Source organism: Bradyrhizobium rifense, from assembly GCF_008123425.1.
Classification (GTDB): Bacteria; Pseudomonadota; Alphaproteobacteria; order Rhizobiales; family Xanthobacteraceae; genus Bradyrhizobium; species Bradyrhizobium rifense.
Map to the genome: position 1 here is coordinate 315585 of NZ_VSSS01000024.1, position 16739 is coordinate 332323.

At 63.8% G+C, this 16739-nt stretch carries 16 protein-coding genes and 1 pseudogene; 9 read left to right on the forward strand and 8 right to left on the reverse strand.

What is annotated here, in order from left to right; all coding sequences use genetic code 11:
- Window positions 1-16: 16 nt before the first annotated feature.
- Window positions 17-460 carry a cupin domain-containing protein gene (locus FXB40_RS15235; RefSeq protein WP_148772996.1) on the reverse strand — a complete coding sequence of 148 codons (444 nt, stop codon included), beginning with the start codon at window positions 458-460 and terminating at the stop codon, window positions 17-19.
- 46 nt (window positions 461-506) lie between these two features.
- Complete coding sequence (locus FXB40_RS15240) at window positions 507-1670, reverse strand: zinc-dependent alcohol dehydrogenase (RefSeq protein WP_148772997.1); 1164 nt, start codon at window positions 1668-1670, stop codon at window positions 507-509.
- Window positions 1671-1853: 183 nt separating this feature from the next.
- Between FXB40_RS15240 and FXB40_RS15245 the strand changes: the two genes are divergently transcribed.
- From FXB40_RS15245 to FXB40_RS15255, 3 genes are read left to right on the forward strand one after another with little or no spacing between them, the layout of a single operon-like run.
- Window positions 1854-2498 carry a FadR/GntR family transcriptional regulator gene (locus FXB40_RS15245; RefSeq protein WP_187436895.1) on the forward strand — a complete coding sequence of 215 codons (645 nt, stop codon included), beginning with the start codon at window positions 1854-1856 and terminating at the stop codon, window positions 2496-2498.
- Between the two features lie 31 nt (window positions 2499-2529).
- Window positions 2530-3615 (forward strand): LLM class flavin-dependent oxidoreductase, encoded by a 1086-nt coding sequence (locus FXB40_RS15250; RefSeq protein WP_148772999.1) that lies wholly within the window; start codon window positions 2530-2532, stop codon window positions 3613-3615.
- Window positions 3616-3643: 28 nt separating this feature from the next.
- Entirely contained in the window at window positions 3644-4519 is an 876-nt protein-coding gene (locus tag FXB40_RS15255) for a polysaccharide deacetylase family protein (RefSeq protein WP_148773000.1), read from the forward strand.
- Window positions 4520-4572: 53 nt separating this feature from the next.
- On the opposite strand, the gene FXB40_RS15260 is transcribed toward FXB40_RS15255, so the two are convergent.
- Window positions 4573-4872, reverse strand: coding sequence for a hypothetical protein (locus FXB40_RS15260; RefSeq protein ID WP_246207619.1), 300 nt, complete (start codon window positions 4870-4872; stop codon window positions 4573-4575).
- Window positions 4873-5043: 171 nt separating this feature from the next.
- Between FXB40_RS15260 and FXB40_RS15265 the strand changes: the two genes are divergently transcribed.
- Window positions 5044-5481, forward strand: a complete 438-nt coding sequence (locus FXB40_RS15265) for a hypothetical protein (RefSeq protein ID WP_148773001.1) — start codon at window positions 5044-5046, stop codon at window positions 5479-5481.
- 216 nt (window positions 5482-5697) lie between these two features.
- Here the strand turns inward: FXB40_RS15265 and FXB40_RS15270 are convergent, their stop codons facing one another.
- Together FXB40_RS15270 and FXB40_RS15275 are read right to left on the reverse strand one after the other, a co-directional pair.
- Window positions 5698-8019 (reverse strand): molybdopterin guanine dinucleotide-containing S/N-oxide reductase, encoded by a 2322-nt coding sequence (locus tag FXB40_RS15270; RefSeq protein WP_148773039.1) that lies wholly within the window; start codon window positions 8017-8019, stop codon window positions 5698-5700.
- A gap of 171 nt (window positions 8020-8190) precedes the next feature.
- Window positions 8191-8763 carry a hypothetical protein gene (locus FXB40_RS15275; protein ID WP_148773002.1) on the reverse strand — a complete coding sequence of 191 codons (573 nt, stop codon included), beginning with the start codon at window positions 8761-8763 and terminating at the stop codon, window positions 8191-8193.
- 288 nt (window positions 8764-9051) lie between these two features.
- Here FXB40_RS15275 and FXB40_RS15280 point away from each other — a divergent pair, with 288 nt between their 5' ends.
- The 5 genes and pseudogenes from FXB40_RS15280 to FXB40_RS15300 all read left to right on the forward strand — a co-directional run bounded on the left by FXB40_RS15280 (window position 9052) and on the right by FXB40_RS15300 (window position 13670).
- Window positions 9052-10839 (forward strand): peptide ABC transporter substrate-binding protein, encoded by a 1788-nt coding sequence (locus FXB40_RS15280; RefSeq protein WP_148773003.1) that lies wholly within the window; start codon window positions 9052-9054, stop codon window positions 10837-10839.
- A 228-nt stretch (window positions 10840-11067) separates the two neighbouring features.
- Window positions 11068-11468, forward strand: a pseudogene (locus FXB40_RS15285) (DUF302 domain-containing protein).
- 39 nt (window positions 11469-11507) lie between these two features.
- A complete protein-coding gene (locus FXB40_RS15290) occupies window positions 11508-11825 on the forward strand; it encodes a hypothetical protein (RefSeq protein WP_148773004.1) in 318 nt (105 codons plus the stop codon).
- A gap of 160 nt (window positions 11826-11985) precedes the next feature.
- Window positions 11986-12876: a carbohydrate ABC transporter permease gene (locus FXB40_RS15295; RefSeq protein WP_148773005.1), complete on the forward strand. Its 891-nt coding sequence runs from the start codon at window positions 11986-11988 to the stop codon at window positions 12874-12876.
- Window positions 12873-13670 (forward strand): carbohydrate ABC transporter permease, encoded by a 798-nt coding sequence (locus tag FXB40_RS15300; protein ID WP_246207621.1) that lies wholly within the window; start codon window positions 12873-12875, stop codon window positions 13668-13670. The genes FXB40_RS15295 and FXB40_RS15300 overlap by 4 nt, the downstream gene beginning before the upstream one ends.
- Before the next feature lie 10 nt (window positions 13671-13680).
- Here FXB40_RS15300 and dhaK read toward each other — a convergent pair whose 3' ends face one another.
- Genes dhaK through ptsP form a run of 3 tightly spaced genes read right to left on the reverse strand, consistent with a single transcriptional unit; the run spans window position 13681 to window position 16735 of the window.
- On the reverse strand, window positions 13681-14670 hold the full coding sequence (dhaK, locus tag FXB40_RS15305) for a dihydroxyacetone kinase subunit DhaK (RefSeq protein WP_148773006.1): 990 nt from the start codon (window positions 14668-14670) through the stop codon (window positions 13681-13683).
- A 38-nt stretch (window positions 14671-14708) separates the two neighbouring features.
- A complete protein-coding gene (locus FXB40_RS15310; RefSeq protein WP_148773007.1) occupies window positions 14709-15140 on the reverse strand; it encodes a hypothetical protein in 432 nt (143 codons plus the stop codon).
- Window positions 15137-16735, reverse strand: coding sequence for a phosphoenolpyruvate--protein phosphotransferase (ptsP, locus tag FXB40_RS15315; RefSeq protein ID WP_148773008.1), 1599 nt, complete (start codon window positions 16733-16735; stop codon window positions 15137-15139). Before ptsP ends, FXB40_RS15310 begins: the two co-directional genes overlap by 4 nt.
- Window positions 16736-16739: the final 4 nt, after the last annotated feature.

The window sequence follows — 16739 nt, forward strand, 5'->3', positions numbered from 1 at the left end:
TGCCGATCCTGCCCGGCTATGATGCCATCTTGATGTCAGCGCCCTGCGGAATTTTCAGCCGCACATGGTCGGGCACCGCGAGAGGTTTGTTGGCGCTGTCGAGGAACTCGACCGTCGTGAACAGCAGATCCGTGGTGCCGATGTTTTCGACCGCATGCACCATGTACTCGCCGGCACCGAAGGCGAGATGCCTGGTCTCGCCCTTGTAGTGCTCGACATCGACGATGCGGCCATCCTCGAAATAGCCGCGCGCCTTGCCCGGATTATGCGCGGTCCAGAAATAAGTCAGCACGTGGCGATGGAAGCCGCAGCGCTTGCCCGGCGCAATCGACAGGTGCCAGACGCGCACGCTATCGGTCTCCGACACCAGCACGCTGCCGACGCAGCCGCTGTTGCGCCCCTCTTCGTATTCGCGCTGCACTTCGACGGGCCAATGAGCGCGGGGATTCGAGTCCGACATGAGCCGTTTCCTTCCAGATGCTAGCAATTGTCGAGGGGCGGCGTCCTCACGCCACTTCCTTCCTGGTCTGGGTGACCACGCCGCGGGTCTTGATCACGACCTTGATGGCGTCGTCGATGCGATTGCGCGCGTAGTGCAGCGCCATGGGCAGATCCGCGAGCGGGAATGTGTGGGTGTGGATCAGCGTGGCGTCGAAACGCTTCTCCGCCATCAGCGCCATGGCGCGGTGCGTCGCGCTCTTGCCTTCGCCGCGAATGCCGTAGACGTAGATGTTGTTCTTCACGAGCGCGCCGATGTCGGCGAGCACCGGCTCGTGCGGAAACGCGGCGAGGCAAATCTTGCCGCCGCGATTGACCATCTTGGCGGCTTCGTTGATCGCCGTGTCGGTGCCGGCGCATTCGACGACATAATCAGCGCCGCGGCCGGTCATCTCCTTGACGACCGTGACGAGATCCTCGTTGCGCACGTTGACGACGCGATCGGCACCGAGCTTGGTGCCGATGGCAAGGCGGGCGTCACGGGTACCCGACAGGATCACCGGGCTCGCGCCGAGCGCTTTCGCAACCGCCACCGCGAGAAGGCCGATCGGACCTGGGCCGGTGACGACCACGCTCTCGCCGGCAACGAGGCCGCCGAGCTCAGTGAGGCCGTACATCGAGGTGCCGGCGGTGACGACCAGCGTCGCCTCCTCGTCGCTCATGTCGTCGGGCACGCGCGACAGCGTGTTGATGTGGTTGACGGCATATTCGGCGAAGCCGCCATCGGTGGTGAACCCGTTGGCGCGATGGCCCTTGTCGACATCGCCGTAGTTCAGGCCGTAGTTGTGGCAGGACGTATACATGCCCTGCCGGCAGCGCTTGCACTGTCCGCAGCCCGCATGAATCTCGACCGTGACGCGCTCGCCGATCCTGTATTCGTCGACGCCGGGACCAAGCGCTGCGACCGTGCCCATATATTCGTGGCCGGGCGTAAAATTCTTGTTGAAGGGCGGGCCGCCCTGGATCAGTGCCGGCGTTCCTTGTTCGATGATCTCCAGATCCGTTGCGCAGATCGCAACTGCATCGATGCGTACGAGCACCTCCGCGCGCTTCGGCATCTGCACCGGCTTTTCGCTGAGACGCAGCTGGCCGGGGTCGCCCAGCACCCAGGCCTTCATCGTGTCAGGAATCGGCATGTCGGTTGACGTGCGAACGCCAGCAACCTCGACCATCACAACGATCCTCACCTATTGGTCAACCAATTTTACAATTGGCTTTTTGATTGGTTGAAGCCTCGCTTTCAAATCCGCCGAAGTCAACGCCTAACTTTCATGCCCATCGTTTTGGTCTTGCATTTGTGAACGCCGCGCGCGTTAAATACGGATTGGTTGATATTGGTTGCGAGGATTGGACCGGTGTTCGATTTGTTGGCCCGATTGACTGAGAGCGGTCCCGGCACGCGCCTTCCTCCCGAGCGACAACTCGCGGCGCAGTTCGGCGTTTCGCGCAACGAGATCCGCAAGGCGCTCGCACGCCTCGAACTCGACGGCCGCCTCTCGCGCGAGGTCGGCCGCGGCACATTCATTCGCGCGCCCGCGGACAACGGCAGCGCCAATCTCGCCGCGCTACGCGACAGCACCAGCCCGCGCAATGCGATGGAGGCAAGGCTCGTGCTGGAGCCGGAGATCGCCAGCCTCGCCGCGGTCAACGCCACCTTCAAGCAGATCGAAGGCATGCGTGTGCTGGCGCAGCAGATGCGCGAGGCCGAAACGTGGAAGGACTACGAGACGCTGGACGGGCGGCTGCACCGCCTGATCGCGGAGGCGACCGGAAATCCGCTGCTGTCGGCGATCCATCAGACGGTCGACGACGTCCGGCGCGCGGTGGTGTGGCGATGGCTCGATACCAGGCCGGAGCGTCCGCCGGAAGACTACTCCTCCTTTGCCGAGCACGACGCGCTGATCGATGCGATCGAGCAGCGCGATCGCATGCGCGCAATGGAGGCGATGCGCCGGCATTTGCGAACCACCGTCGACAAGCTGATGGGAACGCAGGCCTGACGTCCCACATAAAAACAACAAGGTGCCGGCCATGAAACTGGGTTTCTTCACGATGCCGATCCATCCGCTGGAGAAGGACTGGCGACAGTCCCTGCAGGAGGATCGCGAGGCGTTCCTGCTGGCCGACGAGCTCGGCTTCAGCGAGGCCTATGTCGGCGAGCACGTCACCGACCGCGCCGAGAACATCACCTCATGCATCGCCTTCCTGGCCTGGATCGCGGCTGCCACAAAGCAGATCAAGCTCGGCACCGGCACTGTCAACATGCCGAACGTTCACCCGGCCACCGTCGCCGCCACCGTCGCGATGCTGGACCACATGCTCGACGGTCGCCTGATCTTCGGGATCAGCCCGGGCGGCCTGCTCTCGGATGCCGAGCTGTTCGGCACGCTCGAACGCGATCGCAACGCCATGTTCCTCGAGGCGATCAACCAGGTGCTGCAAATCTGGGCGAGCGAGCCGCCCTACAATATCAAGGGCCAGTTCTGGAACATCACGACGGAGAAGACGCTGATGGCCGACATCGGCCAGGGTTTTATCGCGCAGCCCTTGCAGCGGCCGCATCCGCCGATCGTCGTCACCGCCGTCGCGCCATTCTCCAAAGGCGTCACCGAGGCCGCCGCGCGCGGCTGGGACCCGATCTCCGCCAACTTCCTGATGCCGATGTGGGTCAAGAGCCACTGGCCGAAATATGTCGAGGGCTGCGAGCGCGTCGGCAGGACGGTCGATTCCGGCAACTGGCGCGTGGCCAAGAGCGTGTTCGTCGCCGAGGACATGGCGACCGCCAAGGCCTACGCCACCGATCCGGATAGTCCTTACGTTTATTACTACCGCTCCCTCTTCACCAAGCTGAAGCGCAACGGGCGCATCGAGCTGTTCAAGACCCGCCGCGACCAGCCGGATGACGAGGTCACACTCGAATCCGTCTGCGAGAAGCTGATCATCTATGGCACGCCCGACAGCGTCGCCGACCGGATCCTGGCGCTTCAGGAGGAGGTCGGCGAGTTCGGCACTCTGCTCTATGCCGGCAAGGATTGGCGCGATCGCGAGCTCGGGCGCCGCTCGATGATCCTGATGGCCGAGCAGGTGATGCCGCGCGTCACCGCCGGCAGAAAATAGTTCCAGCTTTTGAGGCAGGAGGCTCACGATGGCCCTCAGTGATCGCATTCCCTATCAGGCCCTGATCGACCGGCCGAAGCTGAAGCTGCCGAACGGCAAGCGGCTCGCGGTCTGGGTGATCCTCAATGTCGAGGAGTGGCGGATCGAGAACGCAATGCCGCGCGTCGTGCTGAGCCCGCCGATGGGACAGCCGCTGCTGCCTGACGTGCCGAACTGGTCGTGGCACGAATACGGCATGCGTGCGGGTTTTTGGCGGCAATTCAAGGCGCTAACAGATCGCAACATGAAGGTGACGCTGGCCGCGAATGCCGATGTCTGCAACGCCTATCCGCGCGTTGCCTCCGCCGCGCGCGAGGCCGGCTTCGAATTCATGGGCCACGGCTTCATGCAGGGCCCGATGCATAGGCTTCCCGACCAGGCCGATGCAATCAAGCGCTCAGTCGAGACCATTGCAAACTTCACCGGGCGCGCGCCGCGCTCATGGGAGTCTCCGGGCCTGACCGAGACCGAGGAGACGCTCGACCTGCTGCGCCTCCACGGCATCGAATATGTCGCGGACTGGGTGATCGACGATCTGCCGCAGGACATCGCGACGCCGCACGGCACCATCACGACCATCCCCTATACGGTCGAGACCAACGACATCGTCGTCCACGCGCTCCAGCATCTGCCGTCCGACCAGTTTTTGAAGCGCGGCATCGACCAGTTCGACCGGCTGTATCTCGAAGGCGCAGACAACGCGCGGGTGATGGCGATCTCGATCCATCCCTACATCACCGGCGTGCCGCACCGGATCAAATATCTCGAACAGCTGCTCGACTACGTCATCGGCCACGACGGCGTCGCGCTGATGACGGCGAGCGAGATCGGCGACTGGTATCGCGCGGAGATGGCGCGGGTCTGACGCAATCGGACCGCGCCTGCCGGCAGCAGGCTCCTCCTTTGCGCGTTCGCGGCCTATTTCCGGCGCATCTCGCCGGATCGCGCATCGAATCGGGCGACCGGCCGATCCATCTGCCAAAGCTCGATATCGTGGCCGTCGACGAGCTTTTGGGCACGGGTGATAGCGGCGTCATCATCGCTGCAATCCAGTTGGATCACGCCGATCGCTCGGTCGTGTCGCCCGACGATCAATGCACGGTAAGCGGACATTTTGACCTCCAGGTCATGTGTCAAAGCCAGCGTTCGTCCCGGAAGATGACGCTGACGGCATTTGAATTCGATGGGGATCGCACCCTTCAATTTTAGGCGCGGCATAAGTTTTTGCCTGTCGGCGAGATCGCATCCTATGCCGCGCCTATACGGCGAGGGCCGGCGCAATCTCGAAATCATACTGCATCCGGCACCATATCGGCGGCGTCACGCACATTCGCGTGACGCCTGGCGGGATCTCTCCTGCCGGGCAGCAACGAACGTTCCGGTGAACTCATGTCTACCCCTCTTGTCGGCGACAGGATCCTCGATCCGATGATCGCGATCACGGGCTGCACGGCGCGCCAGCGCATCGTCGTGATCGGCACGAAAAGCATGGAATTGATGATGGCGCTGCACCGCCGTGGGTACCTGCAGGCGGCTGCGGCAGGCAATTGCGGCGTTCCGGCCGGCCAGTATGAGGTCGCGCTGGTCGATTGGCGACGGCGCACGCTGAATGCGCTGGATACGACGATGGACTGGCTCGACAATTTCCTCAGCCCGCGTGCCGTGCTCGCGATCTGGGTCAATGCACAGAAGCCGGCCGCGAAGGACAATCTCCGCGCCGCCGTGAGCAGGCACGGCTTTGTCGTCCTGCAAGGCGCCGAGCATCCGTGTGGCAGCATGCTGTTGGCGCGACGTTCGCAGGCCTATCCCATGCAGAAGGCGGCGTAAACGGGAGACCAGCAGATGTTGAGATCCAGGATACGACGCGCCGTCATTCGCGAGTGGATGGCCCTTCCGCCGGCTCAGCGACGCTCCGGCGAGCAGGCCACAGCCTTTGCAAACGGCGCAATCGTACGACACGCGCTGCCCCGCAGCCGGCTGACGCCGCAGAGCATGGTCATGGCCTGGCTGAGGCCACGCACCGGGCGCGCGTAGCAAGCGCTCTTACACCGGATCGAACGCCCGGATCGGCGGCAGATTGCCGGTGAACTTCTCCACCTCCACCGTGGTGAGCTGGCCGGTGCAGCCTTGCGCGAAGGATGAGGTGCCGATGTCGCGCGTCAGCACGTTCGGATTGCCGTGCACGCAGAGCGGCGCCTCGTCTTCCGGGTCCATCGGATCATACCAGGCGCCGGTCGGCAGTTGCACGACACCGGGCGCGATGCCATCGGTGACGTTCACCGCGGCGAGGCAGGCGCCGCGTTCGTTGAAGAGGCGGATGATGTCGCCATCAACGATACCGCGCGCATTCGCATCACGCGGATTCATGCGCGCTACCTCGCGGCCGCGATGTTTTGCGGCAAGCGAATGCCCGCCGAAATCGAGCTGGCTATGCAGCCGCGTTACCGGCTGGTTGGCGACGAGGAAGCAGGGCGCGCCAGGCTTCGGCATGTCGCTCTTCTCGAGCCAGACCGGATGTCCCGGACAATCCGCATCGTTATGCGCAGCGATCTTCGCGGAATAGATCTCGATGCGTCCGCTCGGTGTCGGCAGGGGATGAGCGACGGGGTCATCGCGGAAGGAACGCAGCCGGCCGCCATCGTCCGGCTGCTGCGGCACGACCAGACTACCGCGCTGCCAGAATTCGTCGAAGCTCGGGGCTTCGAGGCCACGCTTGGCGAGTGAGGCGCGGGTCGGCTCGTAGAGATGTTCCAGCCACTCTCGCGACGTGCGCCCCTCGGTGAAGGGCTCGCGTGCGCCGAGGCGATCGGCGATATCGGCAAAGATATCGTAGTCGTCGCGCGCGAGGCCAAACGGCTCGGCGATGCGGTGCATCGCGACCATCAGCGGATCGTTGGTGGAATAGCCGATGTCTTCGCGCTCAAGCGTCATGGTCGAGGGCAGCACGATGTCGGCGTGGCGCGCGGTCGCGGTCCAGGCGAGCTCGTGCACGACCAGCGTGTCGACTTTCGCAAACGCCTTGCGCAGGCGGTTGATGTCCTGGTGATGATGGAACGGATTGCCGCCGGCCCAATAGACCATGCGAATATCCGGATAGGTGCGCGTCTCGCCATTGTAGCGATAGGTGCTGCCGGGATTGAGCAGCATGTCGGCAATGCGCGCCACCGGAATGAAATCCCTAACGCCGTTGCGGCCCTGCCCGAGCGTCGGCCCCGGCACGTCGTTGACGCGGCGGCCGTAATAGCCGATCGCGCCCAGCGAATAGGCGTAGCCGCCGCCGGGAAGACCGATCTGGCCGAGAGCGGCCGCCAGCACCATGCCCATCCACACCGGCTGCTCGCCATGTTCGGCGCGCTGCAGTGAGTGCGAGACGGTGATGAGCGCGCGCTTGCCGGCCAGACGACGCGCCAGCGTCCGAATCGTATTCGCATCGACGCCACAGATCGCGGCAGCCCAGGCAGCATCCTTGGCCTGCCCGTCGCTCTCGCCGGTGAGATAGCGCAGGAAGACCGGCCAGCCTTCGGTGTAGCGATCGAGGAAGGCCTGGTCGTGCAGGCCCCCCTCGACCAATGTGTGGACGATACCGAGCATCAGCGCGGTATCGGTGCCGGGGATGCATGTCATCCATTCCGCGCCGGCCTCGACCGGCAGATCCTCGCGCAGCGGGCTCATCAGGATGAACTCGCAGCCGCGCTCGCGCGCCGCTTCCATCGCACCGCGCTCGACATGCTTGCTGATCGAGCCGCCGGCGACCATCGAGTTCTTCAGCGCCATGCCGCCAAACGCGAGCACGATCTCCGTTTCGGTTGCGATCTGCTCCCAGGTAACGTTGCGCTTGGTGATGTCTTCGTAGCCGGCGAGAATCTGCGGCAGCAGCACCGAGGACGCGCCCGACGAATAGGAATTCACCGAGCGCACATAGCCGCCCATCGCGATGTTGAGGAAGCGGTGCACCTGGCTCTGGGCGTGGTGGAGACGGCCCGCGCTCGACCAGCCATAGGAGCCGCCAAACACGGCGCCGGGCCCGCGCGTATCGCGGATGCGCGCCAGCTCGTCGCCGAGCAAATCGAGCGCCTTCTCCCAGCTGACCGAGACGAATTCATCGCGGCCGCGCCGGTCGTCGGGGCCGGGCCCACGCTCGAGCCAGCCGCGGCGGATCGCCGGCTGTGCAATGCGCGCCTGGTGACGCAAGGCGCCGGGGAAATTGTCGATGATACCGTTCGGATCGGGGTCGCCCGCATAAGCCCTCACCTCCAGCCCGGCTGCGCTGTTGCGTGCGGAAAACACGCCCCAATGCGAGGTGTGCGGCTTGAATCCGTCCGACAAATCCAGGCCGGGGTCGGGGAAACCAATCGTATCGTCCATCGCGTGGCCCTCATCGCGGAGCGCCGTGCAGGCGGCTCCGGCAGCAATTATGGAGCCAATATAATGAGGCGCGAGCGTGAAGGGCAACGGATTACCGATGCCCGGAACCGCGCGCATGGCCGCATCCCGCAGATCACACGGCGGCCTGCGGCGCGTCGAGCAGAGCCCTGCTCAGCTCTGGGCGTCGACCCGGCTCGTACGATCGGATGACGCGGCCTGCTGCGCGGCATAGGCGGACGTGGCTTGCGACACCGGCGAATATTGCGCGAAGGACTCGGTGAGCTCCTCCGCCGCATGGGTGAGCTCCTTCATCACGGCAGCGCTGTCCGATGCCTGATTGCCGGAAGAATGAATCACCTCGAACGAGAATCCGTTCGGGAGATCGACATGGATCTTGTCGATCCCGACGGTGTCAGGGGCATCATCATTCTGCGATTGGCCGGTCGCGGAGGACGAACTTCCCGATATCTGCTGGCTCGCGAAATGCTGCACGAAATCCTCGATGGATTTGAGCGCATTGCTGTCGAAGCCGCCACCGCCGAAGTGGACGATGCCGACCGACATGCCGTTCGGCAAATTGACCTTGACCTCGTCATAAGGCGTGCCGTCATGCATCAGCGAGGCGAAGGTCGAGCCGTCTCCCTGCGAACCGTCTGTCGATTTCGAGGGGCTGGAGGGGCTGGTGGATGAGGACGAACTCGTCGCGTTTCCACCACTGATGCTGCTCATGCTGCCGACGCTCATACGCGAACTCCACTGTCATTGCGAACGCACGTACCGCGTGCAACGGGCATGCCAGACGAGAGCGTCATTGCCATCAAGGACTTATCGCGAACGCCAGTCGGCAGATCCATCGCGACGGCAAATCTGTCCCGGCAGAAGCTGCCGACCTGCTGCCATATCGCATTGCCGAACGCGCGCTCGCCATTTCGCCGCAGGGCTTTCCGACGTTGTCGGCATTGCCGCCTCGTCCCTGATGCAACATGATGGGGCGCCGGTGACGACTGTTCTTTGACGGTTGGAGGTCATCTGATGAACGAAAACGACATCCGCGGCTTCATCGCCGAGGTGAAGCAAGGCACGCTCTCGCGGCGCTCGTTCATCCAGACCATGGCTGCGGTCGGGATCGCAGCGCCAGTCGCGAGCCAGATCCTGCTCTGGAACGACGTGGCGATGGCGGACGCCACGCTGGCCTACAAGCCGACCAAGGCCGGCGGCGGCGGTCCGCTCAAGCTCCTGCTCTGGCAGGCCCCGACGCTGCTCAATCCGCATTTTGCGCTCGGCACCAAGGACCAGGTCGCCTCGCGCGTCTTTTTCGAGCCGCTTGCGGGCTGGGACAAGGAAGGCAACCTCATCCCTTGCCTCGCCGCCGAGGTCCCGACCAAGGCGAATGGCGGCCTCTCCGCCGACGGCACCACCGTGATCTGGAAGCTGAAGCAGGGCGTGCGATGGCATGACGGCAAGCCCTTCACCGCCGACGATGTCGTCTTCACCTGGCAATACGCCGCGGATCTCGCCACCGCCGCCTACACCACGGGATCCTATCAGAACATCACTGTCGAGAAGATCGACGACTACACCGTCAAGGTGACCTTCAAGGCGCCGACCCCGTTCTGGGCCGATCCCTTCGTGGGCTCGGTCGGTCAGATCCTGCCGAGGCATCATTTTGGCGACTATGTCGGCGCGAAGTCGCGCGACGCGCCGGGCAATCTGAAGCCGGTCGGCACCGGTCCCTACAAATTCGTCGAGTTCAAGCCGGGCGATCTGGTTCGGGCCGAACGCAACCCCGATTATCACGTCAAAAACCAGCCCTATTTCGACACGTTCGAGATCAAGGGTGGCGGCGACGCGGTCTCCGCGGCGCGCGCCGTGCTGCAGACCGGCGAATACGACTATGCCTGGAACCTGCTGGTGGAGGACGAGATCCTCAAGCGCATGGAGGCCGGCGGCAAAGGCAAGGTAGAGTTCACAATCTCCGGCGGCGTCGAGTTCATCATCCTCAACACGACCGACCCGTGGACCGAGGTCGACAGCGAACGCTCCAGCGCCAAGACCACGCATCCGACGCTGTCCGACCCGGCTGTGCGCCGGGCGCTCAACCTGCTGATCGACCGCGACGGGATCCAGAAATTCATCTACGGCCGCGGCGCCGTCGCAACCGCAAGCTTCGTCAACCAGCCCGGCCAGTTCAAGTCGAGAAAGCTGAGCTTCGAGTTCAATGTCGACAAGGCGAACAAGATTCTCGACGAGGCCGGCTGGAAGATGGGCGCGGACGGCATCCGTGAGAAGGACGGCAAGAAGCTCAAATATGTGTTCCAGACGTCGATCAACGCGCCACGCCAGAAGACGCAGGCCATCATCAAGCAGGCTTGCCAGAAGGCCGGCATCGAGATCGAGCTCAAATCGGTCACCGCATCGGTGTTCTTCTCCTCCGACGTCGGCAACCCCGACACCTATTCGAAATTCTATTGCGACATCGAGATGTACAACACGACGATGCCGCAGCCCGATCCGGAGCGGTTCCTGAACCAGTGCGTCTCCTGGGAGATCGCCAACAAGGACAACAAATGGCTCGGCCGCAACGTCTCGCGCTGGTCCGATCCCGAGGCGGACAAGGCCTACAAGGCCGCGCAACAGGAGCTCGACCCGGTCAAGCGCGCCGCGCTGCTGATCAAGGTCAATGAGATCTTCTGCGAAGCCAACATCTTCCTGCCGCTGCTGTCGCGCTACATCACCGGCGGCGCCGTCAACAACCTCATGACCGACATCTCGGGGTGGGACGTCACGACGTGGAATGTGGCGAGCTGGTATCGGAGCTGACCGTCGCCGCCCGAGCACCCGGCTCCGCCATCAGCGCGCAACGAAGGTACGAGTGAGCGCGTCAACGCTCACTCCTTCTAACACAACCTAACAAGCAATCGTCGCGGCATGCGGTAAGTGTCGTGACATGAATGCGATCGGGTTTTCCAAAACACACGATTATCAGCGGGAGATCGTATAAGCATCTTCGCGCTGGTTGCAGCGACATGTTCATGGGAGACGCAGGCAATGGCCACGAACGGACTCATCACCATCAAGAGCAATTTTGGACCTGCGGACACGATGAAGCGGCTCGAGGCCGAGGTGAAGACCAGGGGCCTCACCGTCTTCGCCCATGTCGATCACGCCGCGGGGCGGCCGCCGTCGACCTGAAGCTGCGACCGACTGACCTTCTCATCTTCGGCAATGCCAAGGGCGGCACGCCGTTGATGCAACAGGCGCAGACTGTCGGCATCGACCTGCCGCTGAAGGCGCTGGTCTGGCAGGACGTGCAAGGCGCGACCTGGCTGTCCTACAATGATCCGGCCTATCTCGCCGGCCGTCACGGCATTGGCGAACCGGCCAATGCTGCGGTTGCCGCAATGACGGGAGCGCTGCATGCAATCGCGACCAAGGCCACCGCGCCATAGCGCGACGGCCGCACAATATAGGCGCAAGAGGAGAGGCCCATGACCAACACCGACAATCAGTCGCTCGCGCCATCCAGCCCCGGAGGCGGCAAGGTCGCCAGATGGGTCGTCATCGCGGTGCTGTCCGTTCTGCTCGTTGCTGCCTGTAGTCTCGGCTATCTCGGCTGGACCAGCACGGACACCAAGGTGCCGGAAGCCGGCTATGTCGCGTTGGTGCTCGGCGTCGTGTTCTCGCTGCTCGTCGGCGCCGGGCTGATGGCGCTGGTGTTCTACAGCAGCCGCAAAGGCTACGACGAACCGGTCGTGCTGATCCCCGAACCGGAGAGCGATCCGGACGATGGACGCGGCCCGCGCTGACGACACATGATCGCCGCGCGGAACTGGGCTGCGCTGCCGTCTCTTGGACTTCAGTCAATTGACGGGCTAGTTCTGGCTTGATCCGGAATGCTGAAAGGGCCTCGGTGTCGACCGAGGCCCTTTTTCGTGCCCGAACGTGTCCCCATTGCAATTGTCTGAAATGAAGCCATACGACAACAGAGCCTGGTTCCTGGTGCTTCCTGCCCTGGTCATCGTGACCTTCGTCGGAATCCTCCCTCTGGTCGCCGTCACCAACTACTCCTTCCAGGACCTGTTCAGCCTGAACAACCCCTATTGGGTCGGCGTCGACTGGTACCGGAACATCGTCACGTCGGAACGCTTCTACGCGAGCTTGGGGCGCAGTTTTCTGTTCTCGGCGATCGTCTTGTCGATCCAGCTGCCGCTCGGCATTTGGATCGCGCTGCTGCTGCAAGGATCGCATCGCTTTGTCGTCAGCACCGTTCTCGTCCTGATCACCGTGCCGCTCGTGGTGCCCTGGAACATGATCCCGGTGATCTGGCTCAACTTCATCAATCCCAACATCGGTCTTGCCGGCCGGACGCTGGCCTGGTTGGGTGTCGCCTTCGACTACAAGTTCGATGCCCTGCACACCTGGATCGTGCTGGTCGTGATGGACACCTGGCATTGGCTGGGTCTTGTCGTCGTGTTGGCTTACGCCGGCATCTCCAGCATTCCGCCCGCCTACTATCAGGCCGCCGCCATCGACGCGGCGTCGCCATGGCAGGTGTTCCGCTTCGTTCAGCTGCCGAAAATGAAGACCGTGCTGTCGATGGCCGTGCTGCTTCGTTTCATGGACAGCTTCATGATTTATATCGAGGCCTTCCGCATCAATGCCGGTGGCCCTGATGGCGCCACCGCATTCCTCAGCCTCGACCTCGGCGAGGAGATTCAGTCCTTCAACTATGGACCGTCCGCCGCCCGCTCGATCGTCTACTTCCTGATCGTCCTGACGGTCGCCTGGATCTTCAAGGCGGCAACGAGCACACGGGCGCCGGTCGCCATGGAGCCGGCCAAGGAACTCACCACGTGAAGTCGCTGTCATCCGTTGGGCGGATCGCGTTGTTCGCCTTGGTCGGCGCCTTCGTCCTGGTGCCACTGGCCCAGACGATCATCACGAGCTTTGTGTCGACACTGCCGAGAGCCGGGATCACGGAAGGGCATTTCAGCCTCGTCAACTACCTGAACATCCTTTATTCGCCGGTTCTGAAGGAAGCGATTCTCAACTCCATCATTTACGTCGTGCTCAACGTCGCGCTCTGCCTCGGCGTCGGATTGCCGGCCGCCTATGCCTTCGCGCGCTACAGCTTCGTTGGTGACCGGCAACTGTTCTTCCTGCTGCTGGTGTTTCGCATCACCCCGACTGTCGTGCTGTCGCTGCCGATCTTCGTGTTGTTCGCACAAGTAGGCCTGGAGAACACACCGGTCGGCATCGCGCTGGTTCACTGCGTCTTCAACATCCCGATTTCGATCTGGATCCTGGAGGGCTTTATCGCCTCGGTGCCACGCGAGTTCGACGAGACGGCTTTCCTCGACGGCCATTCGCTTCCCAGCTTCTTCTTCCGCCACCTCATTCCAGCCATTGCGCCGGGCATCGGCGTCACCGCGTTCTTCTGCTTCATCTTCTCCTGGGTGGAGGTGGTGCTGGCACGCATCCTGACGACGACCGGCGGCAAGCCGATCACCATGGCGATCAACGCGCTGTTCGGCTTCCGAACCGATTTCGGCCTCGTCATGGCGATGACCGTGCTCGCGCTCGTGCCGGGGGTAGCGATGATCTATTTCGTGCGGAATCATCTCGCCAAGGGTTTTGTGATCCGGACGTGAGCCGAATAGGTTAGGTGCCCCATCGAAGCGCCGCGGTATGAACGGGAGCGTCCCACAATTCCTTTGACTGGCTGTCGAGCACGGAGACGGTGATCGACGCACCGGCCATGTCGAGGGACGTCACATAGGACCCGGTCAAGAAGCGCGTCGCCGTGATCCCGGCGCCATCCAGAATGCGCTTGGCGCTGTTGGCCATCAGATAGAGCTCGATCAACGGCGTTGCGCCGAAGCCGTTAACCAGAAGCAGGACTTCGCTGCCCTTGCCCGGTGCGAGATCGTCCAGGATCGCGTTCAGCATCTCGGCGGCAATCGCATCGGCAGATGCCAACGGCACCCTGCGGCGACCCGGTTCGCCGTGAATGCCGACACCCATTTCCATTTCGTTGTCAGCCAGGGTGAAATTCGGCCGGCCCGCCGCCGGAACGGTGCACGGCAGCAGCGCCACGCCCATCGAGCGGGTGCGCCGATTGACGTCATCGCCGAGCGTCTTGAGCGCGGCGAGCGGCATGCCCTTTTCGGCCGCGGCGCCGACCATCTTTTCCACGATCAGCGTGCCGGCGACGCCGCGACGGCCGGTCGTGTAGGTCGATTTCTCGACCGCGACGTCGTCATTGGTCACGACGCTGACGATCTCGCGCCCTGCCATCTCGGCGGCCATCGTGAAATTCATCACGTCGCCTTCGTAGTTCTTGACGATGAAGAGCACGCCTGCCCCGGTGTCGACGGCCTCGGCCGCCTCGATCATCTGATCCGGCGTCGGCGACGTGAAGACCTGGCCCGGACACGCGGCATCGAGCATGCCGACACCGACGAACCCCGCATGGAGCGGTTCATGGCCGGAGCCGCCGCCCGAGATGAGCGCAACCTTGCCAGGCTTCAGGGTGCGGCGGCGCACGAACTTCCGCTCGGCGCCAAGCAGCAGGATATCGGCATGTGCAGCCGCCAACCCATCGAGACTCTCTTCGAGCACCGTGTCGGCGCTGTTGATCAGCTTTTTCATGGCGTCCTCCCGGTTATCTTTTTTGCAGTCCGAATTCGTCAGCCGATGCTTTCGGCGTAGCGCGCGAGCTGAGCAGCAAAGTCGACGATGAGCTGCTCGAGCGCGCGATTCTTCTTGTCGTCACCGAGATCGGGCACCGTCACCGTAACGACGCGTGTGCGCGCCTCGCGGTGGGCGCCGCGCAGCCGCCCCGGGTGCGCACGGCCATAGGCTTTGAGGAAAGCCGCGCGCTCGGCACCTGCGAGATGGCAGACCTCGAAGATAATCGGGACATGCTTTGCCGGGATCGGCACCAGATAAGCCGGATTGGTGATCTGGCTGACGAAGGAACGGTTCTTGCCGAGCGCCGCCGCGAGCTTCAACCGCGTACCCGATGGCCGGTTGTCGAGCGCCCGCCGCAGGATGAGCTTGTAGTCCGCGACATTGCTGTCGCCCGGCCGGCTTGTGTCTTCGCCTGCATCGTCGGTCATGCGGTCACCCCGGCGATGGCGGCCTTGAGCCGCGCCACCGCAATCGGCGAGACCGAGAGCGTCGTCAGCCCGGTTGCCAGCAGCGCCTTCGTCAAGCGCGTGTCGGCCGCCGCATCGCCACAGAGCGAGACTTCGACGCCGCGCTTGCGCCCGGCCTCAACGGTGCGCGCGATCAGCGCGAGCACGGCCGGATGACCGGCATCGTTGAGGTCGGCGACAGCGCCGATATCGCGCGCCGCAGCCATCGTATATTGGGTGAGGTCGTTCGACCCGATGGAATAGAATGCCGCGCCGAAATCTTCCGCGCATAGCGCTGCCGCCGGGACCTCGACCATGATGCCGAGCGGCGGCCGGGCACAGGCGATGCCCTCTGCCCTGAGCGCCGCAAACTCCACATCCAGCATGACGTTGGCACGATCTACCTCCGCGGGGACCGCGATCATCGGCAACATCACCTTCAGCGTCCCATGGACGGCCGCACGGCACAGCGCCCGCAACTGCACGCGAAACACCTCCGGCCGCGCAAGCGAGAGCCGGATCCCGCGCAGGCCCAGGAATGGATTGCGCTCGCCATCGACCGTCAGGCCGGCAATTGGCTTGTCGCCGCCAGCATCGAGGGTGCGAATCGTCACCGGCCGTTCCGCAGCCCATTCGAGAATGCGCCGATAGACCGCGTATTGCGCATCCTCGCCGGGCAGGCCCCTCGATCCCTCGAACAGAAACTCCGTCCGCACGAGGCCGATGCCGTCGCAGATGGCGGGATCGAGGCCCGCAAGATCTTCGGGCGCGGCAACATTGAGCAGGACGGTGATGCGCCGGCCATCGGCCGTCAGCGCCGGTTTGAGGCGACCGGCATCAGCAGCAAGCTGCGCAGCATTCGCGGCCGCCATGCGATGCTCGAACAGGCGGCGCGTTTCGGGCTTGGGATCAAAGATCACGGTGCCGGTGTCACCGTCGACCAGCGCCAATGACGGCGGTTGCCCGTTCCATGGCAATGGACCCAATCCGACCACCATCGGGGCGCCGCGCGATCGCGCGAGCATCGCGACATGCGACGACGGCGATCCGGCTGCAAGCGCAATAGCGCCGCCACGGGTCCAGTCGACGGCAAGGAACGTCGACGGCGAAATGTCATCACCCATGACGACAGAATCGCCGGAGATCTTTGCGACCGCATCCGCGCCATTCAGACCCGCGAGCACGCGGTCACGAATGTCGACCAGATCGGCGGCACGGGCCCGGAAATATTCCTCATCCGCCGCGCGATAGCCGGCGATCTCCGCGTCGAGTGCCGCGCGCCAGGCATCATCGGCCGCCGTACCAGCCGCAATAGCTTCGTAGGCCCCCTCCGCAAGCGCATCGTCGCCGAGCATCGCGACCTGGAATTCCAGGATCTCCGCGGCCTCGCCATGAACCGTTGCGATCAGGTCGGCAAGCTCCACTGCTGCTCCCTCGATCGCCACTTTCAGCGCTGCGGCCTCCTGAGCGGGATCGCCCTTCGCCGCTCTGCTCGCCGCGGCACTCGTCAGCACGGCGACCGGGCCGATGGCGAGACCTGGCGAGGCGGGATGGCCGGTGAGATGGATCTCGCCCACGATT